Annotated in this window: 15 protein-coding genes and 1 other RNA gene; 13 read left to right on the top strand and 3 right to left on the bottom strand. The window is 69.8% G+C overall.

The window, feature by feature from the left end:
- Positions 1–437: 437 nt before the first annotated feature.
- The 4 genes from OG709_RS13095 to OG709_RS13080 all read left to right on the top strand — a co-directional run bounded on the left by OG709_RS13095 (position 438) and on the right by OG709_RS13080 (position 6004).
- On the top strand, positions 438–2081 hold the full coding sequence (locus OG709_RS13095) for a serine/threonine-protein kinase (protein ID WP_266642876.1): 1644 nt from the start codon (positions 438–440) through the stop codon (positions 2079–2081).
- A 211-nt stretch (positions 2082–2292) separates the two neighbouring features.
- Positions 2293–3579, top strand: coding sequence for a serine/threonine-protein kinase (locus tag OG709_RS13090; RefSeq protein WP_250298780.1), 1287 nt, complete (start codon positions 2293–2295; stop codon positions 3577–3579).
- 161 nt (positions 3580–3740) lie between these two features.
- Positions 3741–4847, top strand: a complete 1107-nt coding sequence (gene prfB / locus OG709_RS13085; protein WP_250298779.1) for a peptide chain release factor 2 — start codon at positions 3741–3743, stop codon at positions 4845–4847.
- A gap of 323 nt (positions 4848–5170) precedes the next feature.
- Positions 5171–6004 (top strand): hypothetical protein, encoded by an 834-nt coding sequence (locus OG709_RS13080; RefSeq protein WP_329166168.1) that lies wholly within the window; start codon positions 5171–5173, stop codon positions 6002–6004.
- 122 nt (positions 6005–6126) lie between these two features.
- On the opposite strand, the gene OG709_RS13075 is transcribed toward OG709_RS13080, so the two are convergent.
- The gene (locus tag OG709_RS13075; protein WP_250298771.1) at positions 6127–6321 is read right to left on the bottom strand and encodes a hypothetical protein; all 195 of its coding nucleotides are present in this window, start codon (positions 6319–6321) and stop codon (positions 6127–6129) included.
- A gap of 249 nt (positions 6322–6570) precedes the next feature.
- Here OG709_RS13075 and ftsE point away from each other — a divergent pair, with 249 nt between their 5' ends.
- The 7 genes from ftsE (at position 6571) to OG709_RS13040 (ending at position 12304) form a co-directional block, all read left to right on the top strand.
- Positions 6571–7260, top strand: a complete 690-nt coding sequence (gene ftsE / locus OG709_RS13070) for a cell division ATP-binding protein FtsE (protein WP_250298770.1) — start codon at positions 6571–6573, stop codon at positions 7258–7260.
- Between the two features lie 9 nt (positions 7261–7269).
- Complete coding sequence (ftsX, locus tag OG709_RS13065) at positions 7270–8190, top strand: permease-like cell division protein FtsX (protein WP_250298769.1); 921 nt, start codon at positions 7270–7272, stop codon at positions 8188–8190.
- Between the two features lie 68 nt (positions 8191–8258).
- Entirely contained in the window at positions 8259–9428 is a 1170-nt protein-coding gene (locus tag OG709_RS13060) for a S41 family peptidase (RefSeq protein WP_266642877.1), read from the top strand.
- A gap of 18 nt (positions 9429–9446) precedes the next feature.
- Positions 9447–9926 carry an SsrA-binding protein SmpB gene (gene smpB / locus OG709_RS13055; protein ID WP_250298767.1) on the top strand — a complete coding sequence of 160 codons (480 nt, stop codon included), beginning with the start codon at positions 9447–9449 and terminating at the stop codon, positions 9924–9926.
- A gap of 91 nt (positions 9927–10017) precedes the next feature.
- Positions 10018–10405, top strand: a transfer-messenger RNA (tmRNA) gene (gene ssrA / locus OG709_RS13050).
- 163 nt (positions 10406–10568) lie between these two features.
- Positions 10569–11222, top strand: a complete 654-nt coding sequence (locus OG709_RS13045; RefSeq protein WP_329166162.1) for a hypothetical protein — start codon at positions 10569–10571, stop codon at positions 11220–11222.
- Positions 11222–12304, top strand: coding sequence for a hypothetical protein (locus tag OG709_RS13040; RefSeq protein ID WP_329169110.1), 1083 nt, complete (start codon positions 11222–11224; stop codon positions 12302–12304). Before OG709_RS13045 ends, OG709_RS13040 begins: the two co-directional genes overlap by 1 nt.
- Positions 12305–12334: 30 nt before the next feature.
- On the opposite strand, the gene OG709_RS13035 is transcribed toward OG709_RS13040, so the two are convergent.
- Together OG709_RS13035 and OG709_RS13030 are read right to left on the bottom strand one after the other, a co-directional pair.
- A complete protein-coding gene (locus OG709_RS13035) occupies positions 12335–12766 on the bottom strand; it encodes a hypothetical protein (RefSeq protein ID WP_250298765.1) in 432 nt (143 codons plus the stop codon).
- Between the two features lie 113 nt (positions 12767–12879).
- Entirely contained in the window at positions 12880–14181 is a 1302-nt protein-coding gene (locus OG709_RS13030) for an MFS transporter (RefSeq protein WP_443068574.1), read from the bottom strand.
- Between the two features lie 287 nt (positions 14182–14468).
- Here OG709_RS13030 and OG709_RS13025 point away from each other — a divergent pair, with 287 nt between their 5' ends.
- Entirely contained in the window at positions 14469–15557 is a 1089-nt protein-coding gene (locus tag OG709_RS13025) for a LysR family transcriptional regulator (RefSeq protein ID WP_443068535.1), read from the top strand.
- 225 nt (positions 15558–15782) lie between these two features.
- Positions 15783–16529, top strand: coding sequence for a hypothetical protein (locus OG709_RS13020; protein WP_329166160.1), 747 nt, complete (start codon positions 15783–15785; stop codon positions 16527–16529).
- Positions 16530–16544 lie beyond the last annotated feature (15 nt).

Raw genomic sequence — 16544 nt, 5'->3', positions numbered from 1 at the left:
TGGCAGGAGCCGCCCTGTGATCTCCCCCACCCGGCAGGTCTGCACGGATCACGGGGCTCCCGCCCCCACAAAGCCGTGCTGGAGGCATCCTCGCACCTGCCACTGACAACACGCCCGGCGGTCGCCGCTAAGTGATCTTGAATGGTCGGCTCTGGACCTAAAAATGCCTGCTTGGGATCGCGCCTGACCTATGAGGCAGCGTCTTGCGGCAACCAACGTCGTTCTCTTCGCGTCTTCCTTTCGAACACCACCGGAACCTGACCGGAGGACCGTCGGCCGGCGCCCCGCCGGGCGGCACCGCGGCCTGCCGGTTCGGTCCCGCCGGATCGGTCCCGGCCCGGCGAAGATCGGCCGGACAGGCTCTAGAGTGGGGCGGACATCCGGGCCGGGGGGCCGGTGGACCAGGCAAGGGACGACGATCACAGGGAGCGCATGACGTGCGGCCCGTAGGCAGCAAGTACCTGCTCGAAGAGCCGCTCGGCCGTGGCGCCACGGGCACCGTCTGGCGGGCCAGCCAGCGGGAGACCGCAGGCGCCGAGGCGGCCGTGCAGGGTCAGCCGGGCGAGACCGTCGCGATCAAGGTCCTCAAGGAGGAGCTGGCGAGCGACCCGGACGTGGTGATGCGCTTCCTGCGCGAGCGTTCGGTCCTGCTGCGCCTCACGCACCCGAACATCGTGCGGACCCGTGACCTGGTCGTCGAGGGTGATCTGCTCGCCCTCGTCATGGACCTGATCGACGGCCCGGACCTGCACCGGTACCTCAGGGACAACGGCCCGTTCAGCCCGGTGGCCGCCGCGCTGCTCACCGCGCAGATCGCCGACGCGCTCGCCGCCAGCCACGCCGACGGCGTCGTGCACCGCGACCTGAAGCCCGCGAACGTCCTGGTGAAGCAGGACGCCGACGGCCAGATGCACCCCATGCTCACCGACTTCGGCATCGCGCGCCTCGCGGACTCCCCGGGCCTCACCCGGACCCACGAGTTCGTCGGCACGCCCGCCTACGTCGCCCCCGAGTCCGCCGAGGGCCGCCCGCAGACCTCCGCGGTCGACATCTACGGTGCGGGCATCCTGCTGTACGAACTGGTCACCGGGCAGCCCCCGTTCGCGGGCGGCACCGCCCTCGAAGTGCTCCAGCAGCACCTCAACGCGGAGCCCCGCAGGCCCACCACCGTGCCCGAGGCGCTCTGGACGGTCATAGAGCGCTGCCTGAGCAAGGACCCGGACCGCCGCCCGAGCGCCGAGAACCTGGCCCGCGGGCTGCGTACGGTCGCCGAGGGCGTCGGCGTCCACGCCACCCCCGCGCAGGTCGCCGCCGCGCTCGGGGTGGGCGCGCTGCTCGCGCCCGACCCGGCACCCGCCGAGGTGCCCGAGACGCCCGGGGCCGCCGACCCGACCCAGGTCCTGCCGAGCAACGCGGGCTCGTACGACCCCGCCGCGCGCACCAGCGTGCTGCCCAGCACCGGCGCGGCCGACCCGACCGCGGTCCTGCCGCCGGTGCCGCCGGGGCAGGCCCCCGGCGATCGGTCGCCGGACCGGCCCGAGCAGCCGCACCCCTGGCAGAGCCAGCTGAGCGCGGCCCGCGACCGCAACGAGCAGACCCAGGTGCAGTACCTGGGTCCGGACCAGGACCCGCTGCGCCACCGCCCGCAGCGCCAGCCGCAGCAGCCGCCCCAGCGCCGCCAGCCGCCGCCGCAGCAGCAGTACGCGCCGCAGCAGCCCCAGGGGTACGCGCAGCCGCCGCAGCAGCAGTACGCGCCCCAGCAGCAGTACGCCCCGCAGCCGCAGCAGCGTCCCCAACAGCGCCCGCAGCAACAGCAGTACGCGCCCCCGCAGCAGCCCCAGGCGCCCGCCCCGCGCGAGCCCCGTGAGCCGCGGCGGCGCAGCGCGAACCCGGTGCGGATCCCTGGCCTCGGCTGCCTCAAGGGCTGCTTCGTGATCGTGCTCGTCCTTTTCGTGGGCTCCTGGCTGGTCTGGGAACTGACGCCGCTGCAGGGCTGGATCGGCTCCTCCAAGAGCTTCTTCTCGGAGATCTCCTCCGGCTTCAACTCGGTCAAGGACTTCGTCAACAAGGTCACCGGCTGAGAAGTCACTGCTGACCCCGCGGTAAGTTCCGTCGGGAGCACCCACTCTGTAAACATGTCGACTTCTGCAGGGCGAAATACCCCCGTAGAAGTGAGGGTTGGTGCCATCCGGGGCACTGAACACCCCGATGCCCGCGTATTTTGAGAGCGGGTAGCCGGGGGGCCGGGGGCTGCCCCGGACAGGCACAGCGCCAGCCGCTGAGGGAGCAGTCTTGGCACGGAAGATCGGCAGCCGGTACACCGCCCACCAGATCCTGGGGCGGGGGAGCGCCGGCACGGTGTGGCTGGGCGAGGGACCCTCGGGGCCCGTCGCCGTCAAGCTGTTGCGCGAGGACCTCGCCGCCGACCAGGAACTCGTCGGCCGCTTCGTCCAGGAGCGCACGGCCCTGCTCGGCCTCGACCACCCGCACGTCGTCGCCGTGCGCGACCTCGTGGTGGACGGCAACGACCTCGCCCTGGTCATGGACCTGGTCCGCGGCACGGACCTGCGCACCCGGCTGGACCGTGAGCGCCGCCTCAGCCCCGAGGCCGCCGTGGCGATCGTCGCGGACATCGCGGACGGCCTCGCCGCCGCGCACTCCGCGGGCGTCGTGCACCGGGACGTCAAACCCGAGAACATCCTGCTGGACATGCAGGGCCCGCTCGGCCCCGGCGGCTCCCACCCGGCGCTGCTCACGGACTTCGGTGTCGCCAAGCTGATCGACGCCCCGCGCCGTGCGCTCCCCGCGGGTCCTTCGGGGCCCGGCCGCCCCCAGGCGTCGAAGATCATCGGCACCCCCGACTACCTCGCCCCGGAGATCATCGAGGGCCTGCCGCCGCGCGCGTCCGTGGACATCTACGCCCTGGCGACCGTGCTGTACGAACTCCTCGCGGGCTTCACCCCCTTCGGCGGCGGCCACCCCGGCGCGATCCTGCGCCGCCATGTCACGGAGACGGTCGTCCCGCTCCCCGGCATCCCGGACGACCTCTGGCAGCTGTTGGTCCAGTGTCTGGCCAAGGCCCCCGCGTCCCGGCTGCGGGCGTCGGAGCTGGGCGAGCGGCTGCGCGAGCAGCTTCCGCACCTCGCGGGGATCCCCCCGCTGGACGTCGACGAGCCGGGCGAACCGGAGCCCGAGGAGCAGCCGTACGAGGAGACGTCGTACGAACCGGCCGCGCCCGCCGAGACCCGCCGCCGCGGCGCCGTCCCGCTGGTCCCCGGCTCCACCCCGGACTCGAACCGCGACACCCACACGAGCATGCGCGTCCCCGCCCCGGACGAGCTGGCGGGCGGCCCCCTGGGCACTGCCCGCGCCCCTCGCTCGGCCGGCGAGCGCAAGCCGGGCTCGGCCCGCCACCGTTCCACCGCGGAGGCGGTCCGCAGGCGCCGTATCAAGCTGGGCGTGACCGCGCTCGTCGTGGCGGCGGCCGTCGGCATAGGCGGCTGGCTGGCGACGTCCTCGGGCGACGACGGCGGAGGCACCCCGCAGGACAACGGGCGGTCGGCGCCCGCGCAGCCTTAGAGCCGGAGCCGGAGCCGGAGCCGGAGCCGGAGCCGGAGCCGGAGCCGGAGCCGGAGCCGGAGCCGGAGCCGGAGCCGGAGCCGGAGCCCCGGGGCCCGCACGAGGGGCCCCGGGGCCGAGGGCAGGGGACTGCTGATGCTCCAAGCCGTTACGCTGGTGAGGTGGCAGTCGTCGATGTATCCGAAGAGCTGAAGTCCCTCTCCTCGACCATGGGGTCGATCGAGGCCGTCCTGGACCTCGACAAGCTGAGGGCCGATATCGCCGTGCTTGAGGAGCAGGCCGCGGCGCCGTCCCTGTGGGACGACCCGGAAGAGGCCCAGAAGATCACCAGCAAGCTCTCCCACTTGCAGGCCGAGGTCCGCAAGGCGGGGACGCTGCGGGGGCGCATCGACGACCTGAGCGTGCTCTTCGAGCTCGCCGAGGCCGAGGACGACGCCGACACCCTCGCCGAGGCCGAGTCGGAGCTCGCGGCGGTCCGCAAGGCGCTGGACGAGATGGAGGTCCGCACCCTCCTCTCCGGTGAGTACGACGCCCGTGAGGCGCTCGTCAACATCCGCGCCGAGGCCGGCGGGGTCGACGCCGCGGACTTCGCCGAGCAGCTCCAGCGCATGTACCTGCGCTGGGCCGAGCGCCACAACTACGGCACCGAGGTCTACGAGACGTCGTACGCGGAAGAGGCCGGCATCAAGTCGACCACCTTCGTCGTCAAGGTGCCGTACGCGTACGGCACGCTCTCCGTCGAGCAGGGCACCCACCGGCTGGTCCGCATCTCACCGTTCGACAACCAGGGCCGCCGCCAGACGTCCTTCGCGGGTGTCGAGGTGCTCCCGGTCGTCGAGAAGACGGACCACATCGAGATCGACGAGACCGAGCTGCGCGTGGACGTCTACCGCGCCTCGGGCCCCGGTGGCCAGGGCGTCAACACGACCGACTCGGCGGTGCGGCTGACGCACATCCCGACCGGCATCGTCGTCTCCTGCCAGAACGAGCGCTCGCAGATCCAGAACAAGGCCAGTGCCATGAACGTCCTCCAGGCGAAGCTCCTCGAACGCCGCCGCCAGGAGGAGAAGGAGCTGATGGACTCCCTCAAGGGCGACGGCGGCAACTCCTGGGGCAACCAGATGCGTTCGTACGTCCTGCACCCGTACCAGATGGTCAAGGACCTCCGTACGGAGTACGAGGTCGGCAACCCGCAGGCGGTGCTCGACGGTGAGATCGACGGTTTCCTGGAGGCCGGAATTCGCTGGCGCAAGCAGCAGGAGAAGTAGCAACGCTTTCCTTTGCTGTTCCCGCACCGTTCAACAGTGATTTATCGACACGGTCAGCAGTGACGCAACCGGAGAACTCCCGTCCCAGAGGCGGTAGTTCCCCGGTTGCGTCACAGTCGTATTCCCGTACGCCGGGCAAGTCATCGCATTTCCGGCATCGCGCCCGCAACGACCTTGACGCGGTTCTTAAAACTGGGAAAAGTGACACGCGGCATGCGTATTTCCCGGGGCGCGTGCGATCGGGGGGACGGACATACACCCCTACGGCCTGCCTGCCCCGTGCGCTGCACCATTGACGATGAGCTACTGGGGGTAGCAGCCAGATGACCAAGAAGACGCGGATTCGCGTAGCGCGCATAGCTGCAGGCGCAGTGATCGCCGCAGGCGCCTCGCTGACCGCCGCGGGCGCCGCACAGGCCGCCGGTATCGACGTGAACATCGCGGGCATCAGCGCCAAGGCCGAGGTCAACGACGACCCGTGCTCGCCGCTCGACCCCACCTGCACGCCGGAGACTTCGGGTGGTGAGTCGACCTCGGGTGGCGACACCACGTCGGGCGGTGACACGACGACCGGTGGCGACACGACGACCGGTGGCGACACCACGTCGGGTGGCGACACCACGACCGGCGGCGACACCACGTCGGGTGGCGACACGACCTCGGGCGGTGACACGACCTCGGGCGGTGACACGACCTCCGGTGGCGACACCACGTCGGGCGGCGACACCACGACCGGTGGCGACACGACCAACGGCGGTACGTCCGGCACGTCGGGCGGCGACACCACGACCGGCGGCGGTACGTCCGGCACAACGGGCGGCAACGCGACGGGTGGTGACACCACGGGTGGCGGCCACGGGAGCAACTCCGGCGGCAGCACGACCGGCGGCGACCACAGCGGCACCTCCGGCTCGACGTCGGGCAACGGCGGTTCCACGAACGGTGGTTCGACGACCGGCGGTTCCCCCGTCACCGGCACCGAGCCCGACGCTGTCGGCTCCCAGCCGGTCGAGCAGGGCAAGCCCAAGCAGGAGCTCGCCGAGACGGGTGCGGGCGAGACCACGTTCCTGATCCTCGGTGCCGCGACGATGATCGCCGGTGGCATCGGCTTCCGCATGCTCCCGCGTCTCGCGGGCCGCGGCGGCAACCTCGCCTGAGGTTCAGCACGTACGCGGTGAGGGCCCCGGGTTCCGATCGGAACCCGGGGCCCTCACTCATGTCCCGGCAGAGCCCACGGGCGGCCTTGGGGCGGCCTTCGTGGGGTCCGCGGACGGTCCGGTCAGACGGTCTGCTGCGCCAGCAGTGCCAGCGCCGCCACCAGCAGTATCAGCAAGGTGATCAACGCCACCGGGCTGAGGCCGCCGAAGGAGCCCGACTCCTGCTGGAGCCGCTCGCGGCTGGCACGGCAGACCCGGCAGCGGCCCTCGCTGACGGGAGACGCGCAGTTCGCGCACACCAGTCGGTCGTAGGTCATGCGCATTCCTCCTCCCGCGCGGCGGAACCGCTTCACGCGCTGTCACCCGGGACAACGCCCGGGGAAACTCAACTGTTCCCTCTTCTACTGTGCCAGTTCACACGCGATTCGGCGCGCCCCGCCGGATTCCGCCCGGTCCGTACCCCTGCATATCGCGGACATACCACGCATCGACGGACGCTGCCTGCGGGCGCACATCCGCTTCGCGTAAGGTCACGCTCACCTATTCCCGGCCGACGTGGTGCACTCGTGATCCGATTCGACAACGTCTCCAAGACCTATCCCAAGCAGAACCGCCCCGCGCTGCGGGATGTCTCCCTTGAGATCGAGAAGGGGGAGTTCGTCTTCCTGGTGGGCTCTTCCGGTTCCGGTAAGTCGACCTTCCTGCGGCTCGTTCTCCGTGAGGAGCGCACCAGCCACGGCATGGTGCACGTCCTGGGCAAGGACCTCGCGCGCCTGTCGAACTGGAAGGTGCCGCAGATGCGCCGCCAGCTCGGCACCGTCTTCCAGGACTTCCGCCTGCTGCCCAACAAGACCGTCGCGCAGAACGTGGCGTTCGCGCAGGAGGTCATCGGCAAGCCCCGCGGTGAGATCCGCAAGGCCGTTCCCCAGGTGCTCGACCTGGTCGGCCTCGGGGGCAAGGAGGACCGGATGCCCGGTGAGCTCTCCGGTGGTGAGCAGCAGCGCGTGGCCATCGCGCGGGCCTTCGTCAACCGCCCCATGCTGCTGATCGCGGACGAGCCGACCGGCAACCTCGACCCGCAGACCTCCGTCGGCATCATGAAGCTGCTGGACCGGATCAACCGCACCGGTACCACCGTGGTGATGGCCACCCACGACCAGCAGATCGTCGACCAGATGCGCAAGCGCGTCATTGAACTAGAGAAGGGCCGTCTCGTGCGCGACCAGTCGCGCGGCGTCTACGGCTACCAGCACTGAAAGGACGCCATGCGCGCCCAGTTCGTCCTGTCGGAGATCGGCGTGGGTCTCCGCCGCAATCTCACGATGACCTTCGCGGTCATCGTCTCCGTCGCCCTGTCCCTGGCCCTGTTCGGCGGTTCGCTGCTCATGCGCGACCAGGTGAACACGATGAAGGGCTACTGGTACGACAAGGTCAACGTCTCGATCTTCCTCTGCTCCAAGGGTGACGCGGAATCCACTCCCAAGTGCGCCAAGGGAGCCGTCACCGAGGAGCAGAAGAATTCGATCGAGGCCGATCTGAAGAAGATGGACAACCTCGTCGAGACCGTGACCTACGAGTCGGCGGACGAGGCGTACAAGCACTACCAGCAGGAGTTCAAGGGCGCCCCGATGACGGGGTCCATCACGCCCGACCAGCTCCAGTCGTCGCTCCGCGTCAAGCTCAAGGACCCGACGAAGTACAAGGTGATCGCGACGGCGTTCGCCGGCCGGGACGGCGTCATGACCGTCCAGGACCAGCGCGGCATCCTGGAGAACCTCTTCGCGCTGCTCAACGGCATGAACGTGGCTGCCCTCTTCGTGATGGCGCTGATGCTGATCATCGCGCTGATGCTGATCGTGAACACCGTCCGCGTCTCGGCGTTCAGCCGCAGACGGGAGACCGGGATCATGCGCCTGGTGGGCGCGTCCAGCTTCTACATCCAGATGCCGTTCATCATGGAGGCCGCGTTCGCGGGGCTGCTGGGCGGACTTGTCGCCTGCGGCATGCTGCTCGTCGGCCGCTACTTCCTGATCGACCACGGTCTCGCGCTGCACGAGAAGCTGAACCTGATCGACTTCATCGGCTGGGACGCCGTCCTGTCCAAGTTGCCGCTGGTGCTCGCAATCGGGCTGCTGATGCCCGCCCTTGCTGCTCTCTTCGCTCTGCGCAAGTACCTGAAGGTGTGAAACTCGCCCTGTGCGCCGTCAGGTGAACGAGCCCTGCGGCGCACGGGGGTTGCCCTACAGTGGGCGCCATGTCAGGCCCGGATTACTGTTCCTCGCCCCGCAGCGTTCGCCGCGGGGCGGTTCTGACTTTGGTCTTCGTGAGCGTGCTCGCCACGGCCTCGGCCACCAACTCCCTGCCGGGCGAGGCGAGGACGCCGAGACCCACCCGTACGCGTGACGCCGCCGACACCGTCGACCGCGGCGAACTCGTCAGGGCCGCGTCGGAGGCCGAGGCCGCCGGCGAGTCCGGCACGAAGGCGGCCGAGGAGGTCGTCAGCCACAGCGGGGACCGCTGGGGCGCGGTGTACGACCGTTCCGAGTACCAGGAGTTCGAGGACTCCCTGGACGGCGAGTACACCGGCGTCGGCCTGTGGGCCCGGCGCAGCCGCGACGGACACATCGAGATCGAACGGGTCCGCCCCGGCGGCCCGGCGGCCCGTGCAGGCCTCAGGGCGGGCGACGTGTTCCGTACGATCGACGGCCGCCAGGTCGGCACCAACCCGGTCACCGACGTCGTCACCCGGCTGCGTGGCGGCGACGGTGCGTCCACGCCGGGTACGCCGGTGGTCGTCGGGGTGCGGCGCGGTCCCACGACCGTGACGCGGACCCTGCGCCGGGCCCGGCTGACCACCGAGGCCGTCACCGTCGGACAGCTGGCCGACCGGGCGACGATGATCAAGGTCACCGCCTTCACCAGGGGCTCGGGCGAGCGGGTGCAGAAGGCCGTCAGCGCCGCGCCCGCCCACGGCGGCATACTCCTGGACCTCCGCGGCAACAGCGGCGGCCTGGTCACCGAGGCCACCGCCGCGGCCTCGGCCCTGCTGGACGGCGGGCTGGTCGCCACGTACGACGTGCACGGCGCCCAGCGGGCGGTGTACGCGCACCGGGGCGGGGACACCGACAGGCCCCTGGTCGTCCTGATCGACGGCGGCACGATGAGCGCGGCCGAGCTGCTCACCGGCGCGCTCCAGGACCGTGGCCGGGCCGTCACCGTCGGCTCACGGACCTTCGGCAAGGGCTCGGTGCAGATGCCGAGCGCGCTGCCGGGCGGCGCCGTGGCGGAGCTGACCGTCGGCCACTACCGCACGCCGGCGGGGCGCAGCGTCGACGGCCGGGGGATCACCCCCGACGTGACAGCGGGCAAACGGGCCGAAGCGACGGCCGAGACAGTATTGAGTGGCCTCGGGGGAGGGGCTTAGTGCGAAAATGGTCGCACTATGGCTAAGGAAACAGGGCGAAAGATGATCGCCCAGCACAAAAAGGCACGGCACGACTACCTCATCCTCGACACCTACGAGTGCGGAATGGTGCTGACGGGGACCGAGGTGAAGTCGCTGCGGATGGGGCGGGCGTCCCTGGTGGACGGCTTCGTGCAGATCGAGGGCCACGAGGCATGGCTGTACAACGTGCACGTGCCCGAGTACACGCAGGGGACGTGGACCAACCACAGCGCCCGCAGGAAGCGGAAGCTGCTCATGCACCGCGCGGAGATCACCAAGCTGGAGTCCAAGACCCAGGAGTCCGGCCTGACGATCGTGCCGCTGGCGCTGTACTTCAAGGACGGCCGGGCGAAGGTCGAGATCGCGCTGGCGAAGGGCAAGAAGGAGTACGACAAGCGGCAGACCCTGCGCGAGAAGCAGGACCGGCGGGAGACGGACCGCGCGGTGTCGGCGGTCCGGCGCAAGCAGCGGGGCTGACCCGCGGGAATACAGTGGCACCGTCGCGGGTTGGTCACGTACGATGGCACTGCACCCTTCGGGGCGCGGTATCACCTTGAAAAATCAACATGGGGATGATCGGTTTCGACAGCGGCTGTCGAAGCAGGTGAAGCGAGCCGAGGAAGCGGCAATGATCTCGTAAACCATATGTCGCAAACAATAATCGCCAACTCTAAGAGCGATTCCCAGTCCTTCGCCCTCGCTGCCTAATAACAGTGACTGAAGGACCCTGAATGGGTGTCAGCCCGGGGAAGTTCCCGACCCGGATCCTGGCATAATCTAGGGAACTAAACCGCCGGTCCCGGTCACGGGGTCCGGTGGGAAATCAAACAGTGACTGAGCCCGTCGGAGACTTGTTCGCGAGATCTCCGGGGCCGAGAAAATCGTAGCGAACTGCGCTCGGAGAAGCCCTGGTTCTGCACCGTTGGACGCGGGTTCGATTCCCGCCATCTCCACCACCCCATGTAACCGTCGGCCCGTCGTTCATACGACGGGCCGACGGTTTTTGTGCGCCTGGACCCGGTCGGGGCTTTCAGGCTGCCCTGGTGTCACCCCGTGATCACGGATAGCGTTGGCCGGTCTGTGCCACCACCCCCACGATCAACATCGGGAGTATCCAGAGTGAACCGCTCCACCTGGCTCGTGACGGCCGCGATCACGGCGTCCACCGCCGTCCTTCTGACCGCCTGCGGCTCCTCCGGCGGAGGCGACAGCTCGGCCTCGGACAAGATCAAGGGGGCGGACGGCAGCAGCGGGAAGGCTTCGGCGAGTGCGTCTGCTTCGGCCGCGCCCGGTGGGGTAAAGCGGCCGCAGGTCGCGTTCCCGAAGGATTTCCAGACCAACTTCGAGGGCTGGACCAACAGTGACCCGAAGCTTCAGGCGATCATGAATGACGGGGCGGAGCAGCTGAAGTCGGAGTACGCGGCGATCATCGACGCACAGCCTGATTCCGGCGGGGTGGCGTTCTACAACTCGGGCGGGTCGCTGGCGTCTGCCAAGAAGTGGATCAAGAGCTATGTCGCGACTGACGACAGCCTGGTCGGCAAGGTCAGGGTCTACGCTCCTCAAGTCCATATCAACAGCACTGGTTCAGGTGTGCTCTTCTACTGTGTGGACGAAGGCAAGGCGTACACGAAGAACCGCAAGACCAATAAGGTCACGGGCACTCCTGACGGTGTCAGCCCGACGCTCCAGTACCGCACCCTGCTGGACAGAACCGCGCAGGGTGTGTGGAAGACGATCTCCTTGGAGACCGTCCGTGGGGCGTGCGGCTGATGCGCCCGGTGATGAAGGCATGCATCTCGCTCGTCGCTTCCGTCCTCTCTCTGCCCGTCGCTTCTTCCACGGCGTATGCAGTCGGCGGCGGGCATGATCAGCAGCCTCAGAAGCCTCCTTCTGCCAACGGCCCTCACGGAGGCACCTCGGGGAACACCCTGATGGCCTCAGCCGGTGCTACCAGCATCAAGGTCACGCAGGTCTCCGGCGGCGCCCCCGGTAAGTCGCCCAAGCCCCTCACCGCGGTGGATCCCAACTGGAAGCCGCCAGCTTGTTGGTACGAACCGGTCGCGACCCCCGAGGAGTTGAAGGCCGGCGTGGACCGGCTCAAGAAGGGCGGGCCTCTGGTGCCCGTTACTCCCACCCTCAGTTGGGGGGAGGAGCTGATGGTCAACAACTATGAGAAGGGCAAGTCCTCAGGCTCCGGCGAGACGAGCTACAAGAACTACAACATAGGCAAGGACGGGAAGTTCTGGCGTGGGGTCATCAATCAGGATGTGGCGCAGGACGCCTGGTCCTACGACTGCGAGCGGACCTTGTTCTGGCAGGACGCCAACACGCTCCCCGACGACCCGCACGCCCCGACCCCTGATGTCCTCGCGGCCTACGCCTACGACAGGATCAACGTCCCTGAAACCAAGGTTCAGTTGAAGCCCCAGGGCAAGTCCACCGTCAATCTGCCCACCTGGGTGTGGCTGGACCGGGCGAAGTTCCAGGACGTCAAGGTGCGCGCCGAGCTGCCGGGTACCGGAGTGTGGGCGGAGACCACAGCGAAGCCGGTCGCTCTGCATCTGGAGCCGGGTACCACGGACGCGGAGACGTACCCCGCGTCGGGCGACTGCGGGATCAACGGTGACGGCAGCATCGGCGCCCCGTACAAGAAGGGTGATTCGGCCAGGACTCCGCCGTGTGGTGTCACCTACCTGCGGGCGACCGACGGCGCGCCGTACCGGCTGAAGGCGTCGGTGACGTGGCGGATCTCCTGGGAGGGGTCCGGCGGCACCAAGGGGGATCTCCCGGACGGGACCTTCGAGGCCACTCAGGACCTGAACGTCCAGGAGATCCAGTCGGTCAACCGCTGACCCGCAAGCCCCTGGGGGCCGCCCTGTGGCCTATGCCAAGGTCGAGGAGGGCTGGTAGCCGGTCAGCATGCCGAGGAGCTGGTCCATTTCCTTGCGCCAGATGCGGTGCACGTTCATCTTGACCGGCTTGGCGCTGTTCGGGAGCTGGAGGCGGAACGAGCTCCACAGGCTGCCGCGCCTGATGTCGCTGACCGCGCGCATGGCCTCGGCCGGCGGCAGGGCGTGCACGATCTCCTGCGGGCGGTTGCTCATGCGGCTGGCCTTGTGGATCAGTACGGCCTGGTCGGTCACCGTCACGAAGTAATACGTGAGGAACGACTGGCCTATGATCCCCAGCATGCTCATCAGCATCGGGTTCGGGCCCGCGATGGCCTGGATGGACACATGTGTGCGGTCGCCCGGATTGGCTTGAGCGATAGCCGCGTTGATCTGCTCTTGGATGGTCGCCTTGCGTACGGCCATGAGGCCCTCCCCTGTAGTGATGAACGATGCAGGGTACCGGGCCCGGCCGTAGCCCTTCCAGGCAGGGGGCTCAAGGCCTTTTCCGGACTTTCGGGCCGGTGGCGTTTCCGGGTTCATCCCCGCCGGGAACGGTGAGTTGCCGCGCACAGCAGCAGGGCGAGGGCGGCGGCCGAGGTGGGCACGGCGTAACCGGAGACGGCGCCCGTATGTTCCACGACCCAGCCCGCGGTGGCCGAGCCCGCGGCGATGCCGCCGAGGATCGCGGTCACGGCGAGTGTCATGCCTTCGTTCAACTGCCCTGCCGGGGTGAGGCGTTGGACCAGCGTCATGCCGGTGACCATGGTCGGTGCGGTGGCCGCGCCCGCGAACAGGAGTGAGCCCGCGAGGACGAGCAGTGAGCCGGTGGCCCAGGCCGCGACGAGGGGGCCCGTCATCAGTACGGTCATGGCGGCCAGGCAGCAGAGCAGGCGCCGTTGCACGTTCCGCGCCGGAGGCACCGCCCCGTACAGCAGTCCCGCAGCACCGGAACCCGCCGCCTGGAGTGCGAGTACGACGCCCGAGGCCGAGCGGTGTCCGTGGGCGTCGGCGAAGGCGATCGTGGTGACCTCCATGGCGCCGAACACCGCACCGGTGGCGAGGAAGACCGCGAGCAGTGCGGGGAAGCCGGGGTGGCGGACCGGTGAGCGGGTCCTGGTGGTCCGGGGCGTGGCGGGCGGTTCGGTGGCGCGCTGGGCGGCGAAGACCAGGACGCCGGTGACGAGCAGGAACGCCCCGACCAGCGTCCCGGCCTCGGGGAAGAGCGCCGAGCAGAGGAAGGCCGCCACCACCGGGCCGAGCATGAAGCAGAGCTCGTCGGCGGCCTGTTCGAAGGAGTTGGCCGTGTGCAGGGCGGCCGGGTCGTCGCGGTGCAGATGAGCCCAGCGGGCCCGGGACATCCCGCCGGTGTTGGGGGTGGTCGCGGTGGCCGCGTAGGCGGCGAAGAGCGTCCAGTCCGGTGCGTCGAAGTGCACGCACAGCAGCAGCGCGAGAGAGCCGAGAGCCGCGGTGAGCGCCGCGGGTACGGCGATCCTGCTCTGGCCGTACCGGTCGATGAGCCGGGCCGTCCAGGGGCCGACGAGCGCCGTGGCGGCCAGCCCGGTGGCGGTGACGGCGCCGGCGAGGGCGTACGAGCCGCGCGCCCCGGCGATCATGATCACGGCGCTGACGCCGAACATCCCGCTGGGCAGCCGGGCGACGAGGTTGCCCGCGGTGAAGGCGCGGGCGCCGGGGGTGGTGAGAAGGCGGCGGTAGGGGGTGAGGACCTGTCCGGTCGGTCTTGTCGGATCAGTCCGGGGCGTCTGGTGCGGTGCATCGCAAGGCGCCGAAGGGTCCGCAGGGTGGTTTCCTGTGGGCGTTTCGGCAACGCGGCGAGGAATGGGGTCTCCCCTGTTCGAGCGGAGCCGAGAACTTGGGGAAGTGCCAGGCGTTCCGGACCCGGCAAGGATCGGCCGGACAGGTCCTGGGGGGTTGGCGGTGGTGCCGGTGCCGGACGTGGTGCCGGTGCTGGGCGGGTCGGTGGTGGGCGGCGGGACGGTGGTGGTGGCGGGCGTGGGTATCCCCGAGCGGGACTCGTGCGGCATGGCCCCAGCCTGGCTGCGCCGCCGTCACGGGGTCCAACACTTGTTCCGGGGCGATTGACGCGGCTGCGTTGTAAGTTCACCGGATGCCCCCGCCCCACGATCCCCCGCCCCACGATCCCCCGCCTCGTGGTCCCCGGCCTCATGACTCCTGGTCCCGTGATTCCCGGTCCCGTGATTCCCGGGCGCACGACCCTCGGCACCTGGACCCCCGTCTGCTGCGGGCCTTCGTGGCTGTCGCCGAGGATCTGCACTTCACCCGTGCCGCCGCCCGTCTCTACGTCGCGCAGCAGTCGTTGAGCCGGGACATCCGACGGGTGGAGCGGGAACTGGGGGCCGAGTTGTTCGTACGGACCACCCGCCAGGTCTCGCTCACGGCCGACGGCGTGCGGCTGCTGCCGTACGCCCGGCGCGTGCTCGCGGCGTACGACGAGCTGGCGGTGGCCTGGGCGCGCGACGACCGCCCGCTCCTCTTCGACGTCGGCGCCCCGGTCAGCACCGCCCACCGCCTGCTTCAGCGGGCCCGGGAGAGCGCGCCCGACGTCGAGTTCGTGGCCCGGTTCCACAGCGGACTCACGGGCGCGGCGGCGGAGATCGCGGCAGGCCGACTCGACGTCTCGGCCGGGCGGGTCGCCGGGCTGCCGCCCGAACTGCTCGACGTACTCGACCACCGGCCGGTCCGGTTCGAGCGCATAGCGGTCCTGCTGCCCGGCGATCACCGGCTCGCGGCCCTGGAGGAGGTACCGCTGGCCGCGCTGGCGGGGGAGAGCCTCTACGCGGCGGCGGGAAACCCGGCCACGGCCGAGTGGACCGATCTGGCGGTACGGCTGTTCGCGGGCCGGGGCATCGAACTGGCCGAACCCTTCCCGGAGATCGACGGACCGGAGGAGTTCGCGCGAGTGATCCGCAAACGGCGCTGGTCGGTCCTGGCGAGCACCGAGTTCATCGGCGTTCCGGGCATGGTGCTGCGGCCGGTGGTGGATCCCGTACCGCTGTCGCCGGTTTCCCTCGTCTGGCGAAAGTCCTTGCGACACCCGGGGCTCAGTGCCCTTCATGCGGCGATCGACGAGGCAGTGGCAGGTCACGGATGGCTGGAGATGCCCCCTGGCTCTTGGCTCCCTGCTGTGGACATGGCGATGTGCGGGCAGATCAGGGGTCGATATGAGCAACTGTGAACATCTGTCCTGAGGTGGCTTGAAATTGCGCTAGATTCGCCCACCGGACGCAGAGGGTAGAGCGCCCTCGGGCCCGCGTGGAGATTTCTCGAACACGCCCTGGGCCCGGCGGAATCCGTCCGGTCAATGACGCGTAGGTGAATCGGCCTCGGGCGGGATGTGTGTGCAACGGTGGATAAATGGCGAGATGGTGCCCGTTTCGGGCAGCTGGATGAGCTGCGTGAGTTGCATGAGCTGCGTGAGCTGCCCGACGTGACGGTTCAACGGGACGGCGCGGGGCGGGAATTGCCCGGTCCGCCGGAACGTGCCTGCGAAGACCGTGCCTGCGAAGGCCGTGCCCGCGAAGACCGTGCCCGCGAAGACCGTGCCCGTGAAGACCGTGCCCGCGAGGGGAGCACGCTCGCCGACGCTGCCGACGGCCCCGTCTTCGTCGACGTGAGCGGGCGCAGAAGCCGGAAGTACCGCCGTATCGGCTGGCTCGTCGCCCTCGGCTGCGCCTGTTACGCGGTGCTGCTGCTCAGCACGGTCGTCGGCGGCAGTTCCACCGCACCCTGGCTGTCGATCCCGGGCCCGGCCGCCGGGAAGAAGGCCGACAGGGTGCGGATCCCGGCCGGGCCCGAGGTGCCCCGGGCGCCGGTCGCCCCGGCACCGGTCGTGGGAGGCGGGCACGTTCCCGTACCCGCGGAGGGCGCGTACGCGGGAGTGCCGAAGGCGAGGGCCGCCGTGTCGCGCGGTGTGGCGGTCGGCGTCGGCGCCGCCAGGTCGAAGCAGCTGCGCGTGGCGGCGGCTCCCGGAAGGCCCGTCCAGCCCCCCTCCCGTGTCCCCGGTGACGGGACCGAGGTCCCGGCCGGGACCCCGGGACCGCCGACCGGTGGCACCGCGGTGCCACCCCCCTCGGCCGGTCCCACCCCCTCCGACAGCGCGACCGCGCCCGCTCCGGCGCAGTCCGACTCCGCAGAAGGCGCCCCGTAGAAGATGAGAACCGTC

Source organism: Streptomyces sp. NBC_01267, assembly GCF_036241575.1.
Classification (GTDB): Bacteria; Actinomycetota; Actinomycetes; order Streptomycetales; family Streptomycetaceae; genus Streptomyces.
The sequence above is the reverse complement of the archived record's forward strand: the minus strand, read 5'-3'. Positions and strand labels throughout refer to the sequence as shown.